This window comes from Pseudomonas sp. S150 (assembly GCF_004526365.1).
Classification (GTDB): domain Bacteria; phylum Pseudomonadota; class Gammaproteobacteria; order Pseudomonadales; family Pseudomonadaceae; genus Aquipseudomonas; species Aquipseudomonas putida_A.
In genome coordinates, this window is record NZ_CP038207.1 from 1,164,380 (window position 1) to 1,188,683 (window position 24,304).

Sequence of the window (24,304 nt, forward strand, 5' to 3'; positions counted from 1 at the left end):
CACCTCCGCAGTCCCTTCTCTACAATTGCGCCCCTTGCTGTGACGGCAGGCACGCATGTGCCCCGCGCCAGCAAGTCCATAAGTGTCATTCACTCCTTGTCTGACCGTTTTTGAGCGGCAGGCTACAACCCGTAAGGAGCATTCATGCGTCATTACGAAATCATCTTTCTGGTCCACCCTGACCAGAGCGAGCAAGTCGGCGGCATGGTTGAGCGTTACACCAAGCTGATCGAAGAAGACGGCGGCAAAATCCACCGTCTGGAAGACTGGGGCCGTCGTCAACTGGCCTACGCAATCAACAATGTTCACAAGGCTCACTACGTGATGCTGAACGTTGAGTGCACTGGCAAGGCCCTGGCCGAGCTGGAAGACAACTTCCGCTACAACGATGCTGTGATCCGTAACCTGGTCATCCGTCGCGACGAAGCCGTTACCGGCCAGTCCGAGATGCTCAAGGCTGAAGAAAACCGCAGTGAGCGCCGTGAGCGTCGCGATCGTCCTGAGCACTCCGACGCTGATGGCGTTGAGGGTGATGACAGCGACAACAGCGATAACGCTGACGAGTAATCCACGGACCTTTTAAGGAGCCTATCAAATGGCACGTTTCTTCCGTCGTCGTAAATTCTGCCGCTTCACCGCTGAAGACGTGAAAGAGATCGATTACAAAGATCTCAACACTCTGAAAGCCTACGTATCCGAGACCGGCAAAATCGTTCCAAGCCGCATCACCGGTACCAAAGCTCGTTATCAGCGTCAGCTGGCCACCGCTATCAAGCGCGCCCGCTTCCTGGCCCTGCTGGCCTACACCGACAGCCACGGCCGCTGAGACCGGGCAGTCGACAAGTAGCAAAGGATTGAATGCATGCGTGCCTTAGCTGAGTTCATCATGCGAGGCCGTATGCAGGCCACTCTCGTGGTGGCCGGATGTGCAACATTGCCGTTGTTGTATTGGTTGGGTGCTGCCGCCGGGAGCCTGGTGCTTCTGCGGCGCGGACTGACGGACGCCCTGGGTGTTCTGTCTCTGGGGCTGCTGCCGGCTTTGGTCTGGTGGCTGTATGCCGATGATCCACGGGCACTTCTGGTGCTGCTGGGGTCTTCGGGGCTTGCGTTGGTGTTGCGCGCAAGCGAGTCCTGGGTTCGCACGCTGCTGGTCAGCGTAGTGATTGGAGTGGTGTTTTCAGTGGTGCTCGGGGCAGCGTTTGCGGCCCAGATCGAGATGCTCGCGCAGGCCTTGATAAAGGTCATGCCGGCGCTTCTTGGTGAAACCTACAAGCAATTGTCGGTCGATGAGCAAGCGCGCTTCGCGTCCCTGATTGCACCAGTCCTGACCGGACTGATTGCGGCTCTGTTGCAGATCGTCAGCGTGCTGAGCCTGATTGTCGGGCGGCATTGGCAGGCGTTGTTGTACAACCCGGGTGGTTTTGGTCGCGAGTTTCGCGCCATCCGGATCCCGCTGGGGCCGGCGATGTTGCTGCTGGCGTTGATGCTTCTGGGCCCGAATCTCGGTGCACAGATGGCCATGTTGACGCCGTTGTGCAGTGTACCGCTGGTGTTCGCCGGACTCGCCCTGATTCACGGGCTGGTCGGGCAGAAGCGACTGGCCGGTTTCTGGCTGGTGGGGTTGTACGTCACGCTGCTGTTGTTCATGCAGCTGCTCTATCCGTTGCTCGTGGTTCTGGCCATTGTCGACAGCCTGATTGATTTTCGCGGTCGTCACGTGTCGAAAGACACCGATAACGCGAACGGTGAAGGTTAAAAGTTAAGAGGATTTCCACATGCAACTGATCCTTCTGGAAAAAATCGCCAACCTGGGCAACCTGGGCGACAAAGTAAACGTTAAGGCCGGTTACGGCCGTAACTACCTGCTGCCTTTCGGCAAGGCTACCGCTGCGACCGCTGCCAACCTGGCTGCGTTCGAAGAGCGTCGTGCCGAGCTGGAAAAAGCCGCCGCAGACCGTAAAGCATCGGCTGAAAGCCGTGCTGCCCAACTGGCCGAGCTGGAAGTGACCATCACTGCCACCGCTGGCGACGAAGGCAAGCTGTTCGGTTCGATCGGTACTCACGACATCGCTGACGCACTGACCGCTTCCGGCGTTGAAGTGCAGAAGAGCGAAGTTCGTCTGCCGAACGGCACCATCCGCAACGTGGGTGAATTCGACGTGGCTGTGCACCTGCACGCCGAAGTTGAAGCCACCGTACGCGTTGTCGTGGTAGCAGCTTAAGCAATACTTGTCGGCTGGCACCCTCGGGTGCTTGCCGGTAACATCGGGCACGATCCTGTTTACAGGTCGTGCCCTTTGTCTTTCTGGTACTCCCGTTTTCAAACCTGACTCCAAGTGGCCATGAACGAAATCACCGCTCCCGAGCAATACGATCTGCAAACCGCTGCCCTGAAGGTGCCGCCGCATTCCATCGAGGCCGAACAGGCCGTACTCGGTGGTCTGATGCTGGACAACAACGCCTGGGAACGCGTGCTCGATCAAGTCTCCGACGGCGATTTCTACCGACATGACCACCGTCTGATCTTCCGTGCGATCGCCAAATTGGCCGATCAGAACATGCCGATCGACGTCGTGACACTTGCCGAGCAACTGGACAAGGAAGGTCAGACGTCCCAGGTCGGCGGCCTCGGTTACCTCGGCGAACTGGCGAAAAACACGCCGTCCGTCGCCAACATCAAAGCCTATGCGCAGATCGTTCGCCAGCGCGCGACGTTGCGCCAGCTGATCGGTATCAGCACCGAAATTGCCGACGCCGCCTTCAACCCTGAAGGCCGTACAGCCGAAGAGATCCTCGACGAAGCCGAACGGCAGATCTTCCAGATCGCTGAGGCGCGGCCGAAGACCGGCGGCCCGGTGGGGGTCAACGAACTGTTGACCAAGGCCATCGATCGCATCGACACCCTGTTCAACACTGCCGACGCGATTACCGGTCTGTCCACCGGATATACCGACCTCGACGAGAAGACCAGTGGCCTGCAGCCGTCCGACCTGATCATCGTCGCCGGCCGTCCGTCGATGGGTAAAACCACCTTCGCGATGAACCTGGTGGAAAACGCCGTACTGCGCAGCGACAAGGCGGTGCTGGTGTACTCCCTCGAGATGCCAGGTGAATCGTTGATCATGCGTATGCTCTCGTCCCTCGGTCGTATCGACCAGACCAAGGTGCGTTCCGGCCAACTGGAAGACGACGATTGGCCGCGCCTGACCTCGGCGGTCAACCTGCTCAACGACCGCAAGCTGTTCATCGATGACACCGCCGGCATCAGCCCGTCGGAAATGCGCGCGCGGACCCGGCGTCTGGTGCGCGAGCACGGCGACGTCGGCCTGATCATGATCGACTACCTGCAGCTGATGCAGATTCCCGGCTCCAGCGGTGACAACCGGACCAACGAGATTTCCGAGATTTCGCGATCCCTGAAAGCCCTGGCCAAGGAATTCAACTGCCCGGTGGTGGCGCTGTCGCAGCTCAACCGTTCCCTGGAACAACGTCCCAACAAGCGTCCGGTGAACTCCGACTTGCGGGAATCCGGAGCGATCGAGCAGGACGCCGACGTCATCATGTTCGTGTACCGGGACGAGGTGTATCACCCGGAAACCGAACACAAGGGCATCGCCGAAATCATCATCGGCAAGCAGCGGAACGGCCCGATCGGCTTTATCCGCCTGGCCTTTATCGGTAAGTACACCCGCTTCGAAAACCTCGCGCCGGGCAGTTACAACTTCGACGACGATGAGTAAATTCTTCATCGTTTGAGCTGACGCTTTCGCGAGCAAGCCCGCTCCCACACCTGGAATGCATTCAAATGTGGGAGCGGGCTTGCTCGCGAATGGGCGTGGCGCAATTTCCGACCACAGCCGTCGGAATTGGTCAAAATTTGTGCTATATTCCGCGCCCGCGAAATTCAATGAAAGCCAACACCGGTTATCGACATGCAAGCAGCCAAGCCGTTATTTGACTATCCGAAGTACTGGGCCGAATGTTTCGGGCCAGCGCCATTCCTGCCGATGAGCAGGGAGGAGATGGATCAGCTCGGCTGGGATTCCTGCGACATCATCATCGTCACCGGTGATGCCTACGTCGATCACCCGTCGTTCGGCATGGCGATCATCGGCCGGCTGCTGGAGTCCCAAGGCTTCCGCGTCGGGATCATTGCCCAGCCGAACTGGCAATCCAAAGACGACTTCATGAAGCTCGGCGAGCCGAACTTGTTCTTCGGCGTCGCGGCCGGCAACATGGACTCGATGATCAACCGCTACACCGCGGACAAGAAAATCCGTTCCGACGACGCCTACACCCCGGGTGGCATGGCGGGCAAACGTCCGGATCGCGCGAGCCTGGTTTACAGCCAGCGCTGCAAGGAAGCCTACAAGCATGTGCCGATCGTCCTCGGCGGCATCGAAGCTTCCCTGCGTCGCATCGCCCACTACGACTACTGGCAGGATCGCGTGCGCAACTCGATCCTGATCGACGCCAGCGCCGACATTCTGCTGTACGGCAACGCCGAGCGCGCCATCGTCGAAGTGGCCCAGCGTCTGTCCTACGGGCACAAGATCGAAGACATCACCGACGTGCGCGGCACCGCGTTCATCCGTCGTGACACGCCGCAGGGCTGGTACGAAGTCGACTCCACGCGTATCGACCGTCCGGGCAAGGTCGACAAGATCATCAACCCGTACGTCAACACCCAGGACACCCAGGCTTGCGCCATCGAGCAAGAGAAGGGCCCGGTGGATGATCCCGAGGAAGCCAAGGTCGTACAGATCCTGGCCAGCCCGCGCATGACTCGCGACAAGACCGTGATCCGCCTGCCGTCGATGGAAAAGGTGCGTAACGACCCGGTCCTGTACGCCCACGCCAACCGCGTGCTGCACCTTGAAACCAACCCGGGCAACGCCCGTGCGCTGGTGCAGAAGCATGGCGAGGTCGACGTCTGGTTCAACCCGCCGCCGATTCCGATGACCACTGAAGAAATGGACTACGTGTTCGGCATGCCTTACGCACGGGTTCCGCACCCGGCGTACGGCAAGGAGAAGATTCCGGCCTACGACATGATCCGTTTCTCGGTGAACATCATGCGTGGCTGCTTCGGCGGTTGTACCTTCTGCTCGATCACCGAGCACGAAGGCCGGATCATCCAGAACCGTTCCGAAGAGTCGATCATTCGCGAAATCGAAGAGATCCGCGACAAGGTTCCGGGCTTCACCGGCGTCATCTCCGACCTCGGCGGCCCGACCGCGAACATGTACCGCATCGCCTGCAAGAGCCCGGAAATCGAATCCGCGTGCCGCAAGCCGTCCTGCGTGTTCCCGGGCATCTGCCCGAACCTGAACACCGACCACTCGTCGCTGATTCAGCTGTACCGCAGTGCCCGTGCCTTGCCGGGAGTGAAGAAGATTCTCATCGCCTCCGGCCTGCGTTACGACCTCGCGGTTGAATCGCCGGAGTACGTCAAAGAGCTGGTGACCCACCACGTCGGCGGTTACCTGAAGATCGCCCCGGAACACACCGAGGAAGGTCCGCTCAACCAGATGATGAAACCGGGCATTGGCAGCTATGACAAGTTCAAGCGCATGTTCGAGAAGTACACCAAGGAAGCAGGCAAAGAGCAGTACCTGATCCCGTACTTCATCGCCGCGCACCCGGGCACCACCGACGAAGACATGATGAACCTGGCGCTGTGGCTCAAGGGCAACGGTTTCCGTGCCGACCAGGTGCAGGCGTTCTATCCGTCGCCGATGGCCACTGCGACCGCGATGTACCACTCGGGCAAGAACCCGCTGCGCAAGGTCACCTACAAGAGCGACGGCGTGACCATCGTCAAGAGCGAAGAGCAGCGCCGCCTGCACAAGGCGTTCTTGCGTTATCACGACCCGAAAGGCTGGCCGATGCTGCGCGAAGCGTTGATTCGCATGGGCCGTGGTGATCTGATCGGTCCGGGCAAGGATCAGTTGATTCCGCTGCATCAACCGGCCACCGACAGCTACCAGAGCGCCCGTCGCAAGAACTCGACGCCGGCCGGCAGCCACAAGGTCGCGAAAGAGAAGACCACCAAGATTCTCACCCAGCACAACGGCCTGCCGCCGCGTGCCAGCGACGGTGGCAATCCTTGGGACAAGCGTGAACAGGCCAAGGCTGCGGCATTCGCCCGCAACCAGCAGGCGGCCAAGGAGCGCAAGGAAGCGGCCAAGGGCAAGGGGCCGAAACCGGCTCGCAAGCCGGTCGTACCGCGCTAAGTCGCTTTTTGTTTCAACAGAACGCCAACCTTCGGGTTGGCGTTTTGCATTTCAGGTTTCAGGAAATGCGCTGAATCGACTGGCCCCTTCGCGAGCAAGCCCGCTCCCACAGTTGGAATGCGGTCTCCTGTGGGAGCGGGCTTGCTCGCGAAGGCGTCATCTTAGGCGCCGCATCTACCACTGCCGCCACATTTAGGCGCAACTTCCTCAATCCATTTCCCCGCATCGCCCGATTTTGGTGCTGTACTGCCCTGAGCATTCCGGGAAAGCGCCCAAGCCTCTGCATGGCATAAGTCTTGCGCGCTTTCGAATACGCTTAGGCTCGCAGGAGGCACGCCGTGTCGATTCATGTCGCATTGCATCACGTCACGCATTACCGCTACGACCGCGCTGTCGAACTCGGCCCGCAGATCGTACGCCTGCGTCCGGCCGCCCACAGCCGCACGCGGATTCTTTCGTATGCGCTGAAGGTCTCGCCCGAGCAGCATTTCATCAACTGGCAGCAAGACCCGCAGGGCAACTACCTCGCGCGTCTGGTGTTCCCCGAGAAAACCGACGAGTTGCGCATCGAAGTCGATCTGCTGGCCGAGATGGCGGTGTTCAACCCGTTCGACTTCTTCCTCGAACCCTACGCCGAGAAAATCCCCTTCACTTACGCGGCCGATGAGCGCAAAGAGCTGGCGCCGTACCTCGAAACCTTGCCGCTGACTCCGGCATTCAAAGCCTATCTGGACGGGATCGACCGTACGCCGCTGCCCGCCGTGGATTTCCTGGTGATGCTCAACCAGCGCCTCAGCGAAGACATTCGCTACCTGATTCGCATGGAACCGGGTGTGCAAACCCCTGAACACACCCTCGAGCATGCCTCCGGCTCCTGCCGCGACTCGGCGTGGCTGCTGGTGCAACTGCTGCGCAACCTCGGGCTGGCCGCGCGGTTCGTTTCCGGTTACCTGATTCAACTGACCGCCGACGTGAAGAGTCTCGACGGCCCGTCCGGCACCGAAGTGGACTTCACCGACCTGCACGCCTGGTGCGAGGTGTACTTGCCGGGCGCCGGCTGGATCGGCCTGGATGCTACGTCCGGATTGTTCGCCGGCGAAGGGCATATCCCGCTGGCCTGCAGCCCCGATCCATCCTCAGCCGCGCCGATCAGTGGTCTGGTCGAGCCGTGCGAATGCCAGTTCAGCCACGAAATGTCGGTGGAGCGGATCTGGGAAGCGCCACGGGTCACCAAACCCTATACCGATGAGCAGTGGCTGGCGATTCAGGCGCTGGGCCGGCAGATCGATGCCGACTTGCTGGAAGGCGATGTGCGCCTGACCATGGGCGGCGAGCCGACCTTCGTCTCCATCGACGACCCCGATGGCGCCGAGTGGAACACCGCCGCGCTGGGCCCGGACAAGCGCCGCCTCTCCGCCGAACTGTTCCAGCGCATGCGCCAGCACTATGCGCCGAAAGGTCTGGTGCATTTCGGTCAGGGCAAGTGGTACCCCGGCGAGCAATTGCCGCGCTGGTCGCTCAACTGCTACTGGCGCCGCGATGGCGTGCCGATCTGGCAAAACAGCGCGCTGATCGCCGATGAGCAGCAGGACTACGGCGCCGATGGCGAACTGGCCGGGCGTTTTCTGGCGAGTGTTGCCGAACGCCTGAAACTGCCTGCTCGTTTCGTGTTTCCAGCCTACGAAGACAATTTTTATTACCTCTGGCGTGAGGGCGCATTGCCGAGCAACGTCAGCGCTGAAGACTCGCGTCTTGAAGAACCGCTGGAGCGTGCGCGTCTGCGCAAGGTTTTCGCGCAGGGCCTGGATAAAGTGATCGGCCAGGTGCTGCCGCTGGCCCGCACCGCCAAGGGGGATCAATGGCAGAGCGGGCGCTGGTATCTGCGCGACGAGCATTGCCGGCTGGTACCGGGGGATTCGCCGCTGGGTTATCGCTTGCCACTCGGCTCGCAGCCGTGGGTGAAGGCCGCCGAGTATCCGTTCATTCATCCCAACGATCCGAATCAGGACTTCCCCGAGCTGCCGAACACCGCGCAGCTCAACAGTCATGCCGAACCCGCCACGGCCGCCGAACGCGCGCCGAAAATTGACGAGTCCGCCGACTGGCTGACCCGCACCGCCTTCTGTGCCGAAGCGCGCGAAGGGCGTCTGTATCTGTTCATGCCGCCGCTGGAGCGGGTCGAAGACTATCTGGAACTGGTGGCGGCCATCGAAGCCACCGCCGAAGAGCTGCGTTGCCCGGTGCTGCTGGAAGGTTACGAGCCTCCGAGTGATCCGCGCCTGAGCAACTTCCGCATCACCCCGGATCCGGGCGTGATCGAGGTCAACGTGCAGCCGTCCGCGACTTGGGACGAACTGGTCGAACGCACCGAGTTTCTCTATGAACAGGCGCGGCAAACCCGCCTGACCACCGAAAAATTCATGATCGACGGGCGCCATACCGGCACCGGCGGCGGCAACCATTTCGTCCTCGGTGGCGCGACCCCGGCAGACTCACCATTCCTGCGCCGCCCGGACCTGCTGCGTAGCCTGATCAGCTACTGGCACAACCATCCGTCACTGTCCTACCTGTTTTCCGGTCTGTTCATCGGCCCGACCTCGCAGGCGCCGAGGGTCGATGAAGCGCGCAACGACGCCCTGTACGAACTGGAAATCGCCTTCGCGCAGATGCCTGAACCGGGCGAAGCGTGCGCGCCGTGGCTGGTGGATCGACTGCTGCGCAATTTGCTGATCGACGTCACCGGCAACACTCACCGCGCCGAGTTCTGCATCGACAAACTGTATTCGCCGGATGGCGCTACCGGGCGCCTTGGCCTGCTGGAGCTGCGCGCCTTCGAAATGCCGCCGCATGCGCGCATGAGCCTGGCTCAGCAGTTGTTGCTGCGTGCGCTGGTTGCGCGATTCTGGCGCGAGCCATATGCGCCGCCGAAACTGGCGCGCTGGGGCACCGAGCTGCACGACCGCTTCATGCTGCCGCACTTTATCGAGCAGGATTTCGCCGACGTCATCGTCGAACTGAACAACGCCGGCTATCCATTGCGCGCCGAGTGGTTCGCTGCGCATCTGGAGTTCCGTTTTCCCAAGGTTGGCGATTACGCGGTCAGCGGCATCGAGATGGAGCTGCGCCAGGCGCTGGAACCTTGGCATGTGCTGGGCGAGGAGGGTACGGCCGGCGGCACGGTGCGTTATGTCGATTCGTCGCTGGAGCGTTTGCAGATCAAGCTCAGCGGCCTGCCGCCGCAGCGCTATCTGCTGACCTGCAACGGCATTCCGCTGCCGCTGCAACCGACCGGGCGCATCGGTGAGTTCGTCGCCGGCGTGCGCTTTCGGGCCTGGCAACCGGCCAACTGCCTGCAACCGACCATCCCGGTGCACGCGCCGCTGGTGTTCGACCTGCTCGACACCTGGATGCAGCGTTCACTGGGCGGTTGCCAGTACCACGTGGCGCACCCGGGCGGGCGCAATTACGAGACGTTACCGGTCAATGCCAACGAAGCGGAGAGCCGGCGCATGGCGCGGTTTTTCCGCATCGGACACACGCCGGGGAAACTTCCGATACCGAACCTGACAATCTCCGACGAGTTGCCGATGACGCTCGATTTGCGACGTTTCTAAGTCCTGCACGACATGCGGATTTTTCGTATATCCGCACGTCATGTGCCTGCGTTAGTCTGACCGTTCCCTGCTGTCTGCCGAGCTTTCCATGCCTGACCTGCTAGACCGCTACCCGCTGACCGCGGGCACTTATCACGAACTGCTGAATGACAGCGGGGAAGTGCGCCCGCATTGGCGGCGGCTGTTCGATCAATTGCAGCGCAGCACCCCGGGGCAACTGGTGCAGCGGCAGGCGTTGCTGGCCCGGCAGATTCAGGAAAACGGCGTGACCTACAACGTCTATGCCGATCCCAAGGGCGCTGACCGCCCGTGGGAGCTGGACCTGCTGCCGCACGTGATCGCTGCTGATGAGTGGCAGCAACTGTCGGCGGGGATTGCCCAGCGAGCACGCTTGCTCAATGCGGTACTGGCCGATCTGTATGGGCCACAGCGGCTGATCAGCGAAGGGTTGTTACCGGCGGAGCTGGTGTTCGGCCACAACAATTTTCTCTGGCCCTGTCAGGGCATCGCGCCACCGGAAGATGCCTTTCTGCATCTGTACGCCGTGGACCTGGCGCGCACGCCGGACGGGCGCTGGTGGGTCACGGCGGATCGTACTCAGGCGCCGTCGGGCGCGGGGTATGCGCTGGAAAATCGCACCATCGTTTCGCGGGCGTTTCCCGAGTTGTACCGCGATCTGAAAGTGCAGCACCTGGCCGGCTTCTTCCGCACCCTGCAGGAAACCCTCGCGCGTCAGGCGCCGTGTGCCGATGACGCGCCGCTGGTGGTGTTGCTCACGCCAGGGCGCTTCAACGAAAGTTACTTCGAACACCTTTATCTGGCACGCCAGCTCGGTTATCCGCTGGTGGAGGGCGGCGACCTCACCGTGCGCGATGCCACGGTGTACCTGAAAACCCTCAGTGGTCTGCGCCGGGTGCACGCAATCATGCGCCGGCTCGACGATGACTTCTGCGACCCGCTGGAGCTGCGCACCGACTCGGCACTCGGGGTGCCTGGCTTGCTGGAAGCGGTGCGTCAGGGCCGGGTGCTGGTGGCCAATGCGTTGGGCAGCGGCGTGCTGGAGTCGCCGGGATTGCTTGGATTTCTGCCGAAGATCAATCAGTACCTGTTCGGCGAGGAACTGCTCCTGCCGTCCATCGCCACCTGGTGGTGCGGCGAGGCACCGGTATTGGCGCAGGCGCTGGAAAAGCTTCCGGAGCTGCTGATCAAACCGGCGTTCCCCTCACAAAGCTTCGCCCCGGTATTCGGCCGCGATCTGAGTGAACAACAGCGCCAGGCACTCGCCGAGCGGATGCAGGCGCGGCCGTACGCGTATGTCGCGCAAGAGCTGGCGCAGTTGTCGCAGGCGCCGATCTGGCAAGCCGAAGACGGCCAGTTGCAACCGCGAGCCATCGGCATGCGCATGTACGCCGTGGCCAGTCGCGATGGCTATCGCGTATTGCCCGGTGGGCTGACCCGGGTCGCCGCCGAGGCCGATGCCGAAGTGGTGTCGATGCAGCGCGGTGGCGCGAGCAAGGACACTTGGGTGCTGGGCGAGCGTGCGCCGAGTGGCGAACAATGGAAAACCCAGCGCAACGTCGGCGTACACGATCTGGTGCGCCGCGATCCTTATCTGCCCTCGCGGGTAGTGGAAAACCTGTTCTGGTTCGGTCGTTACTGCGAGCGTTGTGACGACAGTGCGCGACTGCTGCGGATCATGCTCGCGCGGTATGTCGATGGCGATGATCCGCAAGCGTTGCAGGCCGCTGTGGAGCTGGGTGAGCGTCTGATGTTGCTGCCGGAGGAGGGTGAGCTGCCGGAGCGGCTGCTGGCGGCGCTGCTCGGCGAGGACTGGTCGTTCAGCCTGCGCTCCAACCTGCAGCGCCTGCAATGGGCGGCCTCGCAGGTGCGCGGCAAGCTCTCGCGGGAGAACTGGCAGGCCTTGGTCGAGTTGCAACGCGAGGCGCTGGAACTGGACACCGAGGAGCCGGACTTCGGCGAGTTGCTGGATTTTCTCAACCGGCTGGTGATGTCGCTGGCGGCGCTTTCGGGTTTCGCGCTCGACGACATGACCCGCGACGAAGGCTGGCGCTTTCTGATGATCGGTCGGCGGATCGAACGCTTGCAGTTTCTCAGCCGCAGTCTGGCCGCATTTCTGCGCGGCGCCGGGGCGTTCGATCAGGCGGGGCTGGAATGGCTGCTGGAACTGGGCAACAGCAGCATCACCTACCGTTCGCGGTATCTGGCGGTGGCGCAGTTGATTCCGGTGCTCGACCTGTTGCTGCTGGATGAGCAGAACCCGCACGCGGTGCTGTTCCAGTTAAAACTGGTGACCCGCACTTTGAAACGCTTGAACGATGATTTCGGCGTGCCTCGCGAGGCCGGATTGCCGCAGTTGGTCGAGCGTCTGGCTCGGTTCGATCTGGGCTGTCTGGAGAACCCGCTGTTCGGGGAAAACAGCGTGCGTGCCGCGCTCGATGGTCTGGCGGATTTGCTGCAAGAGATTGCCGAAGCCAGCGGTCAGGTGTCCGATCGGCTGGCGCTGCGCCACTTTGCCCATGTCGATGATGTCAGCCAGCGCACGGTGTCCGTCTGATGAGCGCGCACTACCAGATCTTTCACGACACCTGTTACCACTACGACAGCCCGGTTTCGCTGGCACAGCAACTCGCGCACCTGTGGCCGCGTGAGTGCACGTGGCAACGCTGCACCGAGCAGCAATTGCTGATCAGCCCGGACCCGACCACGCGGCGGGATGAACTGGATGTGTTCGGCAATCCGCTGACCCGACTGGCCTTCGAGCGCCCGCATGACGAGTTGCAGGTCAACGCCCGGCTCACGGTTGAGGTGCTGGCGCGGCCACTGGCGGATTTCAGTCTGTCCCCGGCGTGGGAGCAGACGCGCAACGCGCTGACCTACAGCAGTCAGCCGTTGTCCGCCGAAATGCTGGAGGCTTGTCGCTATCGGTTTCAATCACCCTACGTGCATTTGAAACGCAGCTTCGTCGAGTTTTCCGAAAGCTGTTTTCCTCCAGGCAGGCCCTTGTTGCTGGGCGTGCAGGCCTTGATGCAGAAAATTTTCAGCGAATTCACCTTCGATGCCGAGGCCACGCAAGTGGCGACGCCGCTGGTCGAGGTGCTCGAGCGCCGGCGTGGCGTGTGTCAGGACTTCGCGCATCTGATGCTCGCTTGCGTGCGCTCGCGAGGACTGGCAGCGCGCTACATCAGTGGCTATCTGCTGACCCAGCCGCCACCGGGGCAGCCACGGCTGATCGGCGCCGATGCGTCGCATGCCTGGGTGTCGGTGTTCTGTCCGGTATTGGGCTGGGTGGATTTCGATCCGACCAACAACGTGCAGCCGGCGCTGGAGCACATCACCCTGGCCTGGGGCCGGGATTTTTCCGATGTGTCGCCGTTGCGGGGGGTGATTCTGGGGGGCGGTTCGCATGATCCGGAAGTGCGGGTCACGGTGATGCCATTGGAGTGAAGACAATCGAGTGTGGGGAGCTTTTGTGGCGAGGGGATTTATCCCCGATCGGCTGCGAAGCAGTCGCAAAACAATTTGGGGCCGCTTCGCGACCCATCGGGGATAAATCCCCTCACCACAGATCGCTCCCGCAGGGAGCGAATCAGCAATCAGCTCAGGCGTCAGGCGCCTGGTCTTTCGGTGCATCAACAACTTCATCATCGTTGTCAGTCGCCACTTCACCGTCAGGGTTTAGTGCCGCTTCTTCAGCCTGTTGTTTCTTGCGCTGAAGCTTTTCCTCTTTCTTCTTTTCCTTTTCCAGGTCTCGTTGACGTTTGGCGAAGGAGTAATTGGGTTTGGCCATGGGCGATCCTCTGGGGTCGAAGGTGAGGTTGAGCGGCGCGTATTCTGCCCTGTATCGGTGCCTGGCGGTTAGCCGGGTTTTTGGTCGACCCACTTGGGCGTGACGGTCGGCTTCCAGTTATCCAGGGCGCGTCGAGCAGCGTTTGTGCTGATTCGCTCACTTGCAGCATGTCACGGTGTGGGGCGCGAACGAAGCCTTCGCCGACGATATGGTCAAGAAAAGCGGTGAGTTTGCTGTAAAAACCGTTCACCTCAAGCAGCCCCAGCGGCTTGCCGTGGTAACCGAGCTGGCCCCAGGTCCAGACTTCGAACAGCTCTTCCAGCGTGCCGAGGCCACCGGGCAACGCGATGAACGCATCGCTCAGTTCAGCCATGCGGGCCTTGCGCGCGTGCATGCCATCGACCACTTCAAGGCGCGTCAGGCTTTTGTGACCGATCTCCTTGTCCATCAGGCTTTGCGGAATGATCCCGATCACTTCGCCGCCAGCGGCCAGCGCGGCGTCCGCCACCAGGCCCATCAGGCCCACGGCACCCCCACCGTAAACCAGCGTCAGCTGGCGCTCGGCGAGAGCCCGGCCAAGGGCTTGGGCGGCTTCGGTGTAAGCCGGATCAGTGCCGGCGTTGGCACCGCAAAATACACAAACGGATTTGAGAGACATGCCTTCCTCCTGGGTCAATCCGTCACAGGGTAATGGCTGGCAAGCCTTGATCCAAGGACTAAGCTTCGCGTTCTGGCGATTCAAAGGTACCGCTGGCGCCACAGGCGTAGGCGGCGAGCAAACTGCACAACAGACCGTTAAAGAACATGATCGGTACTCCGTTTCAGTAGATGCGCCGATCATAGGCCCGGCCTTGGATTCTGGCCGGTAGATTGTTTCGATGAGTGTCATAGCCTGAAAGTTGTATACAATTTTTGACTCAAGTCATAGGAACTTGCGAAGATTTCAGGCAGTCTTTCCACCATTAGTGTTTTTGTTAACCCTGCCTTGGAGATTCACCATGTTTTCCAAAGTTGTTGCGGTATCCCTGCTGGCGCTGGCCAGCAGCCAATTGATGGCTGCCGAGTGCAAAACCACCGTTGATTCCACCGACCAGATGTCCTTCAACACCAAGGAGATCGTGATCGACAAGAGCTGCAAGACCTTCACCGTCGAACTGACTCACTCCGGCAGCCTGCCGAAGAACGTCATGGGCCATAACCTGGTGGTCAGCAAAACCGCTGACATGCAGCCGATCGCCACCGACGGCCTGGCCGCTGGCATCGACAAGAACTACCTGAAAGACGGCGACGAGCGCGTTATCGCTCACACCAAGATCATCGGCGCCGGCGAGAAAGATACGCTGACCATCGACGTATCGAAGCTGACCGCTGGCACTGACTACGGCTTCTTCTGCTCCTTCCCGGGCCACATCTCGATGATGAAAGGCACCATTGCTGTGAAGTAAGCAGGTTCACCGCGTTATCGTTCTTCGCGAGCAGGCTCGCTCCCACAGGGTTTGTGTCGGTCACACATTTTGTGAACAACCGGGACACTGTGGGAGCGGGCTTGCTCGCGAAGAGGCCATCAGCATCGACAGGTGAACTGGCCAAAGAAAAGCCCGCTGAGGATCGCTCCTCAGCGGGCTTTTTCATTCGGTCGCCGATCAAGGCGCGAACGGCATGACCCGCTTGTGATGGGTCTTGTTGTAGGTGCTGACGATGATGTCGAACGCTTCCTGACGCACGGGCTCGCCGTGCAGGAAGGCGTCGATCTCGGCGTAGGTTACGCCGTGGGAGGCTTCGTCCGGTTTGCCCGGCGACAGGTCTTCCAGATCCGCGGTCGGCACTTTTTCCACCAGCGATTCCGGTGCGCCAAAGCTGCGGGCAATCGCCCGGACCTGGTTTTTCACCAGACCGCTGAGCGGGGCCAGGTCGCAGGCGCCGTCACCAAACTTGGTGAAGAAGCCCATCACCGCTTCCGCCGCGTGGTCGGTGCCGATCACCAGGCCGTGCGCCGCGCCGGCGATGGTGTACTGGGCGACCATGCGCATCCGCGCCTTGGTGTTGCCGAGCACGAAATCCACCGACACCGCATGTTTGCCTTCGAACGCCGCCACTTCCTTGGCCAGTGATTTGACCGCCGGGCCGATGTTCACCGTGTGGCGTTCGTCCGGAGCGATGAAGTCCACCGACGCCTGGGCGTCGTGCTCGTCGAACTGGGTTTCGTACGGCAGGCGCACGGCGATGAACTTGTAGGCGTCGTCGCCGGTGCGCTCGCGCAGTTCACGTATGGCGCGCTGGGCCAGCAGGCCGGCGGTCAGCGAGTCGACGCCGCCGCTGATGCCCAACACCAGGGTCTTGAGGCCGGAATTGACCAGGCAATCCTGGATAAAGGTGATGCGCCGGGCGACTTCCGCTTCGAGGGCCTGATGCCCGGCGAATGGCGGTTGCACCTTGAGCTGTTCAGCAATCTCACGCTGTACGGCTTGCATGAATTCACTCCTTGCTAGATAGACTGGAAACGGCAGGAACCTGAAACACATGTCGCAAATAGGCGACGAAATTCGGGTCTTTGCAGTGGGTCTTGCCGGGCTCGTCGGAGATCTTCGCCACCGGCTGGCCGTTGCAGGCGGTCATTTTAAGCACGATGCTCATCGGTTCGACACCCGGAATGTCACAGGTCAGGTTGGTGCCGATGCCAAAGCTGACGTTGATCCGCCCGTGCAGCGCGCGGAAGATCTCCAGCGACTTGGGCAGGGTCAGGCTGTCGGAGAACACCAGGGTCTTGCTCATCGGGTCGATGCCGAGTTTGTGGTAGTGGGCGATGCACTTTTCACCCCACTGCACCGGATCCCCGGAATCGTGGCGCAGACCGTCGAAGAGCTTGGCGAAAAACAGGTCGAAATCGCCGAGGAAGGCGTCGGTGGTGATGCAATCGGTGAGAGCAATCCCCAGCAGGCCACGGTATTCGCGCACCCAGCAGTCGAGCGCGGCGATCTGGCTGTCGATCAAGCGTGGGCCGAGTTGCTGGTGGGCCATGATCCATTCATGGGCCATGGTGCCCAGCGGTTTCATGTCCAGCTCGCGGGACAAGTGCACGTTGCTGGTGCCGACAAAGCGCCCGGGGAAATCGTGCTTGAGCACGTTGACCACTTCTTCCTGCACGCGGTACGAGAAGCGCCGGCGGGTGCCGAAATCGGCGACCTGCAATTGCGCCAGTTCGTCGGCCGAGGCGTTGGCGCTGAGCCAGTCGAACTTGCGATACAGCTGTTCGCGCGCCTGCACCAGTTCGATTTCCCGGTAGCGATAGCGGTTGCGCACTTCGCTGACGATCGCCAGCAGCGGCACTTCGTAGAGGATCACATGCAGCCACGGACCGCGCAGGCGGATGAACAACTCGCCGTTCTCGATGCCAGTGTGCAGGTAGCGCAGGTTGAAGCGGAACAGTCCGAGAAAGCGCAGGAAATCCGGTTTCAGGAAGGTGATGCGCTCGAGAAAGCTCAACTGGTCGGCACTCAGGCTCAGCTCGGCCAGGCGCTCGATCTGGTAGCGAATTTCGGCCAGATACGGCCGCAGATCCTCGCTGTTACGGCAACGGAACTCCCATTCGACTTCGACGTTGGGGTAGTTGTGCAGCACCGCCTGCATCATCGTCAGTTTGTAGAAGTCGGTGTCGAGCAGGTTCTGCACGATGCGATCGGCAAACACACTCTCGCTCATAAACGGGGTCTCCAGGTACACCGCGCGGATGCGCGGGATCAATCAATGACGCTAGTGGCGCATATCAGCGGTGGGGATTGCCAGCATTTTTTAAGAGCGTCGAGATCACCTGTGGGAGCGGGCTTGCTCGCGAATGCGGTGCATCAGTCCCATTTGAATTGACTGGCCCACCGCATTCGCGAGCAAGCCCGCTCCCACAGGGTTGTTGAAAACTCTATATCGGCGTCAGGTCCGGGCTGTCGATCTGCTCCAGCATCCACTTCACAAAATCCCGCACCTTCGGCACTTCCGCCGCATGCTCCGGGTAGGCCAGGTAATAGGCGTCGGAGCTGGGCATTGCATGCTGCCAGGGAATGACCAGTTTGCCGTCGGCCAATTCCTCTTCCACCAGAAACCGTGGCAGCAGCGCCACACCGCAGCCGACCTGGGCGGCGCGGATGCACATATAAAAGGTTTCGAAACGCGGGCCGTGGTAGCTGTGTTCGGTGTGGTAACCCTGACTGTCGAACCAGTCATGCCAGGCCTGTGGGCGCGAGGCATTTTGCAGCAGCACCAGATCGGTCAGTTGCGTCGGGTCGGTGAAGGGCTGATCCGGCAGGCTGCCGGGCGCACAGACCGGCACCAGCTCTTCGCCGAACAGCTTCAGGCATTCGGTGCCGGGGCGTGAGCCCTGACCGAAATAGAACGCCAGATCGCTGCGCCCCTGCAGCAAATCGTCGGCCTCCTGTTCGTTGCACAAGTCGAGATGGATCGACGGATGGCGCAGACGCCAGCCCTTCAGACGCGGTACCAGCCAGCGCGCGCCGAAGGTCGAAGGGGTAGAAACGCGCAGGACTTCGGTCTCGCCGCCGTAGGAACGCAGGTAATGCGTGGACATTTCCACCTGGGTGAGGATTTTTCGGACTTCCACCAGGTACAAATCCCCGGCCGGGGTCATCTGCAAGCGACGACGCACCCGACGGAACAACAAGTGCTGCAACAATTCCTCAAGCTGCGCCACTTGCTTGCTGACAGCGCTCTGGGTCAGGTTCAGCTCTTCGGCGGCCCGGGTGAAGCTCAGGTGCCGGGTCACGGCCTCGAAGCACTGCAACGCGGTGATCGATGGCAGGTGGCGTTTATTCAGCATGGGTGATCCCTTTTTCTTGTCTTTCTGTGCGCAGCATGAATAAACGGAATGATATCTCGCGTAAAGGTCGTTTGTTGCCTTGCCCTCGGGAAGCTACAACTAAAGGCCTGCCCGGTCGCGAAAATGCGTCCGCACACATTCTGTTTTTCGCTTGAGGAGTGACCCATGGTTGCCGCATTGCTTGATCGTCTTGGTGTGAACCCGGCCCTGTATCAGAACGGCAAAGTGCCGGTGCATTCGCCCATCGACGGCAGCCGCATCGCCGCCGTGAACTGGGAAGGCCCGGCTGAAGTCGAGCAGCACATCAGTCGCGCAGATCATGCTTTCGAGCTGTGGCGCAAGGTGCCGGCCCCGCGTCGCGGCGAACTGGTGCGTCAGTTCGGCGAAGTGCTGCGTGAGTACAAGGCTGACCTTGGCGAACTGGTGTCGTGGGAAGCGGGCAAGATCACTCAGGAAGGCCTCGGTGAAGTGCAGGAGATGATCGACATCTGCGACTTCGCCGTCGGCCTGTCGCGTCAGCTGTACGGTTTGACCATCGCCTCCGAGCGCCCGGGCCACCACATGCGTGAAACCTGGCATCCGCTGGGCGTGGTCGGCGTGATCAGCGCGTTCAACTTCCCCGTCGCGGTGTGGGCGTGGAACACCACGTTGGCGCTGGTCTGCGGTAACCCGGTGGTGTGGAAGCCGTCGGAGAAAACCCCGCTGACCGCACTGGCCTGCCAGGCACTGTTCGATCGCGTGGTGAAGAATTTCACCGATGCGCCGGCGCACCTGTGCCAGGTGATCATCGGTGGCCGTGATGCCGGCGAAGCGCTGGTGGATGACCCGCGTGTCGCGCTGGTCAGCGCCACCGGCAGCACCCGCATGGGCCGTGAAGTGGCGCCGAAAGTCGCCGCACGTTTTGCTCGCAGCATTCTCGAACTGGGCGGCAACAACGCGATGATCCTCGGCCCGAGCGCCGATCTGGACATGGCCGTGCGCGCCATCCTGTTCAGTGCGGTCGGTACTGCCGGGCAGCGTTGCACCACCCTGCGGCGGCTGATTGCCCATGAGTCGGTGAAGGAAGAAATCGTCACCCGCCTCAAAGCCGCGTACGCCAAAGTGCGCATCGGTCATCCGCTGGAAGGCAATCTGGTCGGCCCGCTGATCGACAAACACAGCTACGAAAATATGCAGGACGCGCTGGAGCAGGCACTGAGCGAGGGCGGCCGGGTGTTCGGCGGCAAGCGTCAGCTCGAAGATCAGTTCCCCAACGCCTACTACGTGTCGCCGGCCATTGTCGAAATGCCAGAGCAGAGCGACGTGGTCTGCAGCGAAACCTTTGCCCCGATCCTCTACGTGGTCGGCTACAGCGACTTCCAGGAAGCACTGCGCTTGAACAATGCGGTGCCGCAGGGCCTGTCGTCGTGCATCTTCACTACCGACGTGCGCGAGGCCGAGCAGTTCATGTCGGCGGTCGGCAGCGACTGTGGCATCGCCAACGTCAACATCGGCCCGAGCGGCGCGGAAATCGGCGGCGCGTTTGGTGGCGAGAAGGAGACCGGTGGCGGTCGTGAGTCGGGCTCCGACGCCTGGCGCGCCTACATGCGCCGCCAGACCAACACCGTGAACTACTCGCTGGAGTTGCCGCTGGCGCAGGGCATTACCTTCGACTGAGTTTGGAATGAAGCAGATCCTGGGAGCGGGCTTTTGTGGTGAGGGGATTTATCCCCGATGGGCTGCGCAGCGGCCCCAAAACATGCAATCGCGGAGTTTCAGATACACCGCATGCACTGGTTTTACGTTTGCTATGCAACCGATCGGGGATAAATCCCCTCGCCACAGGGCTTTATCCCACAGGATCAGCAGTGTGTTTGGCAGGTTTCTGTTGGAGTCTGGCAATGCCGTTACGCGAAGAATGTCTGTGGGAAAAACTCACGCCGCAGCGCCCGGATAACACCGCGCTCAAGAGTGAGGTCAAAGTCGATGTCTGCGTGATCGGCGCCGGGTTTACCGGGTTGTCGGCGGCGCTGCATCTGTTGGAGAAGGGCAAAAGCGTCTGCGTGCTCGAAGCGCATCGTGCCGGGTATGGCGGCTCCGGACGCAACGTCGGGCTGGTCAACGCCGGCATGTGGATCCCGCCGGACGAGATCGAAGCCGGATTCGGCGAAGCGGTCGGCAGTCAGCTCAACCGCATGCTCGGGGCGGCGCCGGCGCTGGTGTTCAGCCTTGTGGATAAATACAACATCGATTGCCAGTTGCGCCGCGAAGGCACCCTGCACATGGCGCACAACGCCAAGGGCGAGGCGGATCTGCGAAGTCGCGAGCAACAATGGAAGCGCCGCGGGGCGCCGGTCGAGCTGCTCACCGGCAAGGCCTGCGAGCAAGCCACCGGTACGCAGAAGATTGCCGCCGCACTGCTCGATCGCCGCGCCGGTACGCTCAACCCTATGGCCTATGTCACCGGCCTGGCCAACGCGGTGAAGGGCTTGGGCGGGCAGATGTTCGATCACTCGCCAGTGACCCGTCTCGAACGCGTGGGCCAGCTATGGTCGGTGCAGACCGAGCTAGGTTCGGTACTCGCCGAGCAAGTGGTGATCGCCTCCAACGCCTACACCGAGGGCGACTGGACCGAACTCAAGCGCAACTTCTTCCCCGGTTACTACTATCAGGTCGCTTCGGTGCCGCTGACCGAAGACGCCGCCCATGACATCCTCCCCGGCGGGCAGGGCTCGTGGGACACGCGCCAAGTGCTGAGCAGCATCCGTCGTGATAAGGACGGCCGGTTGTTGCTCGGCAGTCTGGGCAACGGCAATCAGAAGCCGACGTGGTTCCTCAAGGCCTGGGCCGACCGGGTGCAGCAACACTACTTCCCCAACCTGAAACCGGTGGAATGGGAATGCACCTGGACCGGGCGCATCGCCTTCACCCCCGATCACCTGATGCGCCTGTTCGAACCGGCGCCGGGACTGGTGGCCGTCACCGGTTACAACGGTCGTGGCGTGACCACCGGCACTGTGGTCGGCAAAGCCTTCGCCGACTACCTGTGTGACGGAAATCCTCAAGCCCTGCCGATCCCCTTCGCACCGATGCAGCCCCTGGCCGGCGTCGGCCTGCGCAGTTGCCTGTACGAGGCCGGCTTCTCGCTGTATCACGCGGGCCAGTGCCTGCGCATCGTCATTTGAGTGTTGAAATATGTTGCCGGAAGCGGCGCTTTTCGGCGTAGCGACTAGCCTCTAATGGTGCGGGTTGTAGCAGTCCCGCACCAGCAGTGTGCAGTTCGGTGACGCGAGCTGTTACAGGCTGGTTGCACGTCGTTTGGTGCCGCGGTTGCAATGATGGCGCAAGCGGGTTGCGCCTCAGATTTAAAAAGGTTTCACCTTCCGCGGTTTAGACGGTTGCACGCCCAATGAAAATGGGAACGAAACAGTCGAAATAACAAGAAAGCAGCGACTTTTTGAAGAATAAAAAACCGATGGCACGGCGCTTGCTCAGAGCATTCAGTGAAGTGAAGTCGCAGTGCCAACTAAAAAAAACCTTGGAGCACCACCTCATGTCCCAGACGTTTTACAAGAAAGGCTTTCTGGCCCTCGCAGTAGCTACTGCGCTGGGTGTTTCTGCGTTTGCTCAAGCTGATGTGAAAATCGGTGTAGCGGGTCCGATGACTGGCGCCAACGCGGCATTTGGCGAGCAGTACATGAAGGGTGCACAGGCAGCGGCGGACGCAGTCAACGCGGCAGGCGGCGTCAACGGCGAGAAAATCGTACTGGTCAAGGGCGATGACGCCTGCGAACCGAAACAGGCAGTGACAGTCGCCAAGGATCTGGTCAACCAGAAGGTAGCCGGCGTGGTCGGTCACTTCTGCTCCTCTTCCACCATCCCCGCCTCGGAAATCTACGACGAAGCCGGCGTTATCGCGATCACCCCGGGTTCCACCAACCCGCAAGTGACCGAGCGCGGCCTGAGCGCCATGTTCCGTATGTGCGGGCGTGACGACCAGCAAGGCATCGTCGCGGGCGACTACATCGTCGACGTGCTCAAGGGCAAGAAAGTCGCCGTGCTGCACGACAAGGACACCTACGGTCAGGGCCTGGCCGATGCGACCAAGGCTCAACTGGAAAAACGTGGCGTGAAGCCGGTGCTGTATGAAGGCCTGACCCGCGGCGAGAAAGACTTCAGCGCCGTGGTCACCAAGATTCGTGCAGCCGGTGCCGACGTGGTCTACTTCGGCGGCCTGCACCCGGAAGCCGGCCCGCTGGTCAAGCAACTGCGTACCGAAGGCCTGAAAGACGTCAAGTTCATGTCTGACGACGGCATCGTCACCGACGAACTGGTGACCACCGCCGGTGGCCCGCAATACGTTGACGGCGTGCTGATGACCTTCGGCGCCGACCCTCGCCTGCTGCCAGACAGCAAGACGGTAGTGGACGCGTTCCGCAAGGCCGGCACCGAGCCTGAAGGCTACACCCTGTACGCGTACGCGTCGGTTCAGACCCTGGCGGCCGCCTTCAACGGCGCCAAGTCCAACAGTGGCGAAAAAGCCGCCGAGTGGCTCAAGGCCAACCCGGTGAAAACCGTCATGGGCGAGAAAGCCTGGGACAAGAAGGGCGACCTGAAAGTCTCTGACTACGTGGTTTACCAGTGGGACAAGGACGGCAAATACCATCAGCTGGAAAAACAGAAGTAAGGGCTGACGCGATCATCCGAACACCATGAACCCCTGTGGGAGCGGGCTTGCTCGCGAATGCGGGATGTCAGTCGCCATCAACGGTAGCTGATACACCGCTTTCGCGAGCAAGCCCGCTCCCACAGGAGGCGATGGTGTTCCGGGGGAACGTGTCTGCATTGCTCCGACGTAAATCTGTATTTTTCCTAGAAGAACCGCCCGCTCCGGTGGGCAGGTTCTCATTGCGTGAGATTGCGTTATGGATGGTATTTTCCTGCAGCAACTGGTCAACGGCCTGACCCTCGGGTCGGTCTATGGCCTGATCGCCATCGGCTACACAATGGTCTACGGCATCATCGGCATGATCAACTTCGCCCACGGCGAGGTTTACATGATTTCCGCGTACCTCGCGGCAATCAGTCTGGCTCTGCTGGCTTACTTCGGTATCGAATCCTTCCCGCTGTTGATGCTTGGCACGCTGGTTTTCACTATCGTCGTCACCGGCGTCTATGGCTGGGTAATCGAACGCGTCGCTTACAAACCTCTGCGCAACTCCACTCGACTGGCACCGCTGATCAGTGCCATCGGTATCTCGCTGATCCTGCAGAACTACGCCCAGATCAGCCAGGGCGCCCGTCAACAGGGTGTTCCGACGCTCCTCACCGGTGCCTGGCGCATCGACGTCGGCAGCGGTTTCGTCCAACTGACCTACACCAAGATCTTCATTCTGGTCGCCGCATTTGTCGGCATGGGCCTGCTGACCTACGTGATCAAGTACACCAAGCTCGGCCGCATGTGCCGCGCCACCCAGCAAGACCGCAAGATGGCTTCGATCCTCGGAATCAACACCGACCGGGTGATTTCCTACGTGTTCATCATCGGTGCGGCGATGGCGGCGCTGGCCGGCGTGCTGATCACCATGAACTACGGCACGTTCGACTTCTACGCCGGCTTCGTCATCGGCATCAAGGCGTTCACCGCCGCCGTGCTGGGCGGGATCGGCTCACTGCCCGGCGCGATGCTCGGCGGGATCATTCTCGGCATTTCCGAGTCGCTGTTCTCGGGCCTGGTCAACTCCGACTACAAAGACGTGTTCAGCTTCTCGCTGCTCGTACTTGTTCTGGTCTTCCGGCCTCAGGGCCTGTTGGGCCGTCCTCTTGTGTCGAAGGTGTAAGC

18 protein-coding genes and 1 pseudogene are annotated in these 24,304 nt (G+C 61.2%); 14 read left to right on the forward strand and 5 right to left on the reverse strand.

What is annotated here, in order from left to right:
* Nucleotides 1-144: 144 nt before the first annotated feature.
* From rpsF to E3Z29_RS05390, 9 genes are all read left to right on the forward strand, one after another.
* Nucleotides 145-567 carry a 30S ribosomal protein S6 gene (gene rpsF, locus E3Z29_RS05350; protein ID WP_003221133.1) on the forward strand — a complete coding sequence of 141 codons (423 nt, stop codon included), beginning with the start codon at nt 145-147 and terminating at the stop codon, nt 565-567.
* A 28-nt stretch (nt 568-595) separates the two neighbouring features.
* Complete coding sequence (gene rpsR / locus E3Z29_RS05355; RefSeq protein ID WP_002551829.1) at nt 596-826, forward strand: 30S ribosomal protein S18; 231 nt, start codon at nt 596-598, stop codon at nt 824-826.
* A 36-nt stretch (nt 827-862) separates the two neighbouring features.
* On the forward strand, nt 863-1,756 hold the full coding sequence (locus tag E3Z29_RS05360) for a hypothetical protein (RefSeq protein ID WP_027611422.1): 894 nt from the start codon (nt 863-865) through the stop codon (nt 1,754-1,756).
* A gap of 19 nt (nt 1,757-1,775) precedes the next feature.
* Nucleotides 1,776-2,222 carry a 50S ribosomal protein L9 gene (gene rplI, locus E3Z29_RS05365; protein ID WP_003221136.1) on the forward strand — a complete coding sequence of 149 codons (447 nt, stop codon included), beginning with the start codon at nt 1,776-1,778 and terminating at the stop codon, nt 2,220-2,222.
* Between the two features lie 120 nt (nt 2,223-2,342).
* Nucleotides 2,343-3,740 carry a replicative DNA helicase gene (dnaB, locus tag E3Z29_RS05370; RefSeq protein WP_047600693.1) on the forward strand — a complete coding sequence of 466 codons (1,398 nt, stop codon included), beginning with the start codon at nt 2,343-2,345 and terminating at the stop codon, nt 3,738-3,740.
* 192 nt (nt 3,741-3,932) lie between these two features.
* Entirely contained in the window at nt 3,933-6,236 is a 2,304-nt protein-coding gene (locus tag E3Z29_RS05375; protein ID WP_027611423.1) for a YgiQ family radical SAM protein, read from the forward strand.
* Between the two features lie 338 nt (nt 6,237-6,574).
* Nucleotides 6,575-9,850: a DUF2126 domain-containing protein gene (locus E3Z29_RS05380; protein WP_134785307.1), complete on the forward strand. Its 3,276-nt coding sequence runs from the start codon at nt 6,575-6,577 to the stop codon at nt 9,848-9,850.
* Between the two features lie 88 nt (nt 9,851-9,938).
* The gene (locus E3Z29_RS05385) at nt 9,939-12,425 is read left to right on the forward strand and encodes a circularly permuted type 2 ATP-grasp protein (protein ID WP_134785308.1); all 2,487 of its coding nucleotides are present in this window, start codon (nt 9,939-9,941) and stop codon (nt 12,423-12,425) included.
* Entirely contained in the window at nt 12,425-13,315 is an 891-nt protein-coding gene (locus E3Z29_RS05390) for a transglutaminase family protein (RefSeq protein ID WP_098966948.1), read from the forward strand. The genes E3Z29_RS05385 and E3Z29_RS05390 overlap by 1 nt, the downstream gene beginning before the upstream one ends.
* A 154-nt stretch (nt 13,316-13,469) precedes the next feature.
* On the opposite strand, the gene E3Z29_RS05395 is transcribed toward E3Z29_RS05390, so the two are convergent.
* Together E3Z29_RS05395 and E3Z29_RS05400 are read right to left on the reverse strand one after the other, a co-directional pair.
* A complete protein-coding gene (locus E3Z29_RS05395) occupies nt 13,470-13,658 on the reverse strand; it encodes a hypothetical protein (protein WP_097089877.1) in 189 nt (62 codons plus the stop codon).
* Nucleotides 13,659-13,726: 68 nt separating this feature from the next.
* A pseudogene (locus E3Z29_RS05400) lies at nt 13,727-14,316 on the reverse strand (TIGR00730 family Rossman fold protein).
* Nucleotides 14,317-14,656: 340 nt separating this feature from the next.
* On the opposite strand from E3Z29_RS05400, the gene azu reads away from it, so the two are divergent.
* The gene (gene azu, locus E3Z29_RS05405; RefSeq protein WP_098966950.1) at nt 14,657-15,103 is read left to right on the forward strand and encodes an azurin; all 447 of its coding nucleotides are present in this window, start codon (nt 14,657-14,659) and stop codon (nt 15,101-15,103) included.
* A gap of 198 nt (nt 15,104-15,301) precedes the next feature.
* Here the strand turns inward: azu and nadE are convergent, their stop codons facing one another.
* From nadE to E3Z29_RS05420, 3 genes are all read right to left on the reverse strand, one after another.
* Nucleotides 15,302-16,129 (reverse strand): ammonia-dependent NAD(+) synthetase, encoded by an 828-nt coding sequence (gene nadE / locus E3Z29_RS05410; RefSeq protein WP_134785309.1) that lies wholly within the window; start codon nt 16,127-16,129, stop codon nt 15,302-15,304.
* Between the two features lie 4 nt (nt 16,130-16,133).
* A complete protein-coding gene (pncB, locus tag E3Z29_RS05415) occupies nt 16,134-17,357 on the reverse strand; it encodes a nicotinate phosphoribosyltransferase (protein ID WP_041065644.1) in 1,224 nt (407 codons plus the stop codon).
* A gap of 214 nt (nt 17,358-17,571) precedes the next feature.
* Nucleotides 17,572-18,483, reverse strand: coding sequence for a LysR family transcriptional regulator (locus E3Z29_RS05420; protein WP_098966954.1), 912 nt, complete (start codon nt 18,481-18,483; stop codon nt 17,572-17,574).
* A gap of 165 nt (nt 18,484-18,648) precedes the next feature.
* Between E3Z29_RS05420 and E3Z29_RS05425 the strand changes: the two genes are divergently transcribed.
* From E3Z29_RS05425 to E3Z29_RS05440, 4 genes are all read left to right on the forward strand, one after another.
* Entirely contained in the window at nt 18,649-20,139 is a 1,491-nt protein-coding gene (locus E3Z29_RS05425; protein WP_098966956.1) for an aldehyde dehydrogenase family protein, read from the forward strand.
* A 224-nt stretch (nt 20,140-20,363) separates the two neighbouring features.
* Nucleotides 20,364-21,647: an FAD-binding oxidoreductase gene (locus tag E3Z29_RS05430; protein WP_134785310.1), complete on the forward strand. Its 1,284-nt coding sequence runs from the start codon at nt 20,364-20,366 to the stop codon at nt 21,645-21,647.
* A 368-nt stretch (nt 21,648-22,015) separates the two neighbouring features.
* Nucleotides 22,016-23,149 carry an ABC transporter substrate-binding protein gene (locus E3Z29_RS05435; RefSeq protein WP_027613531.1) on the forward strand — a complete coding sequence of 378 codons (1,134 nt, stop codon included), beginning with the start codon at nt 22,016-22,018 and terminating at the stop codon, nt 23,147-23,149.
* Nucleotides 23,150-23,387: 238 nt separating this feature from the next.
* Complete coding sequence (locus E3Z29_RS05440) at nt 23,388-24,302, forward strand: branched-chain amino acid ABC transporter permease (protein WP_027613532.1); 915 nt, start codon at nt 23,388-23,390, stop codon at nt 24,300-24,302.
* Nucleotides 24,303-24,304 lie beyond the last annotated feature (2 nt).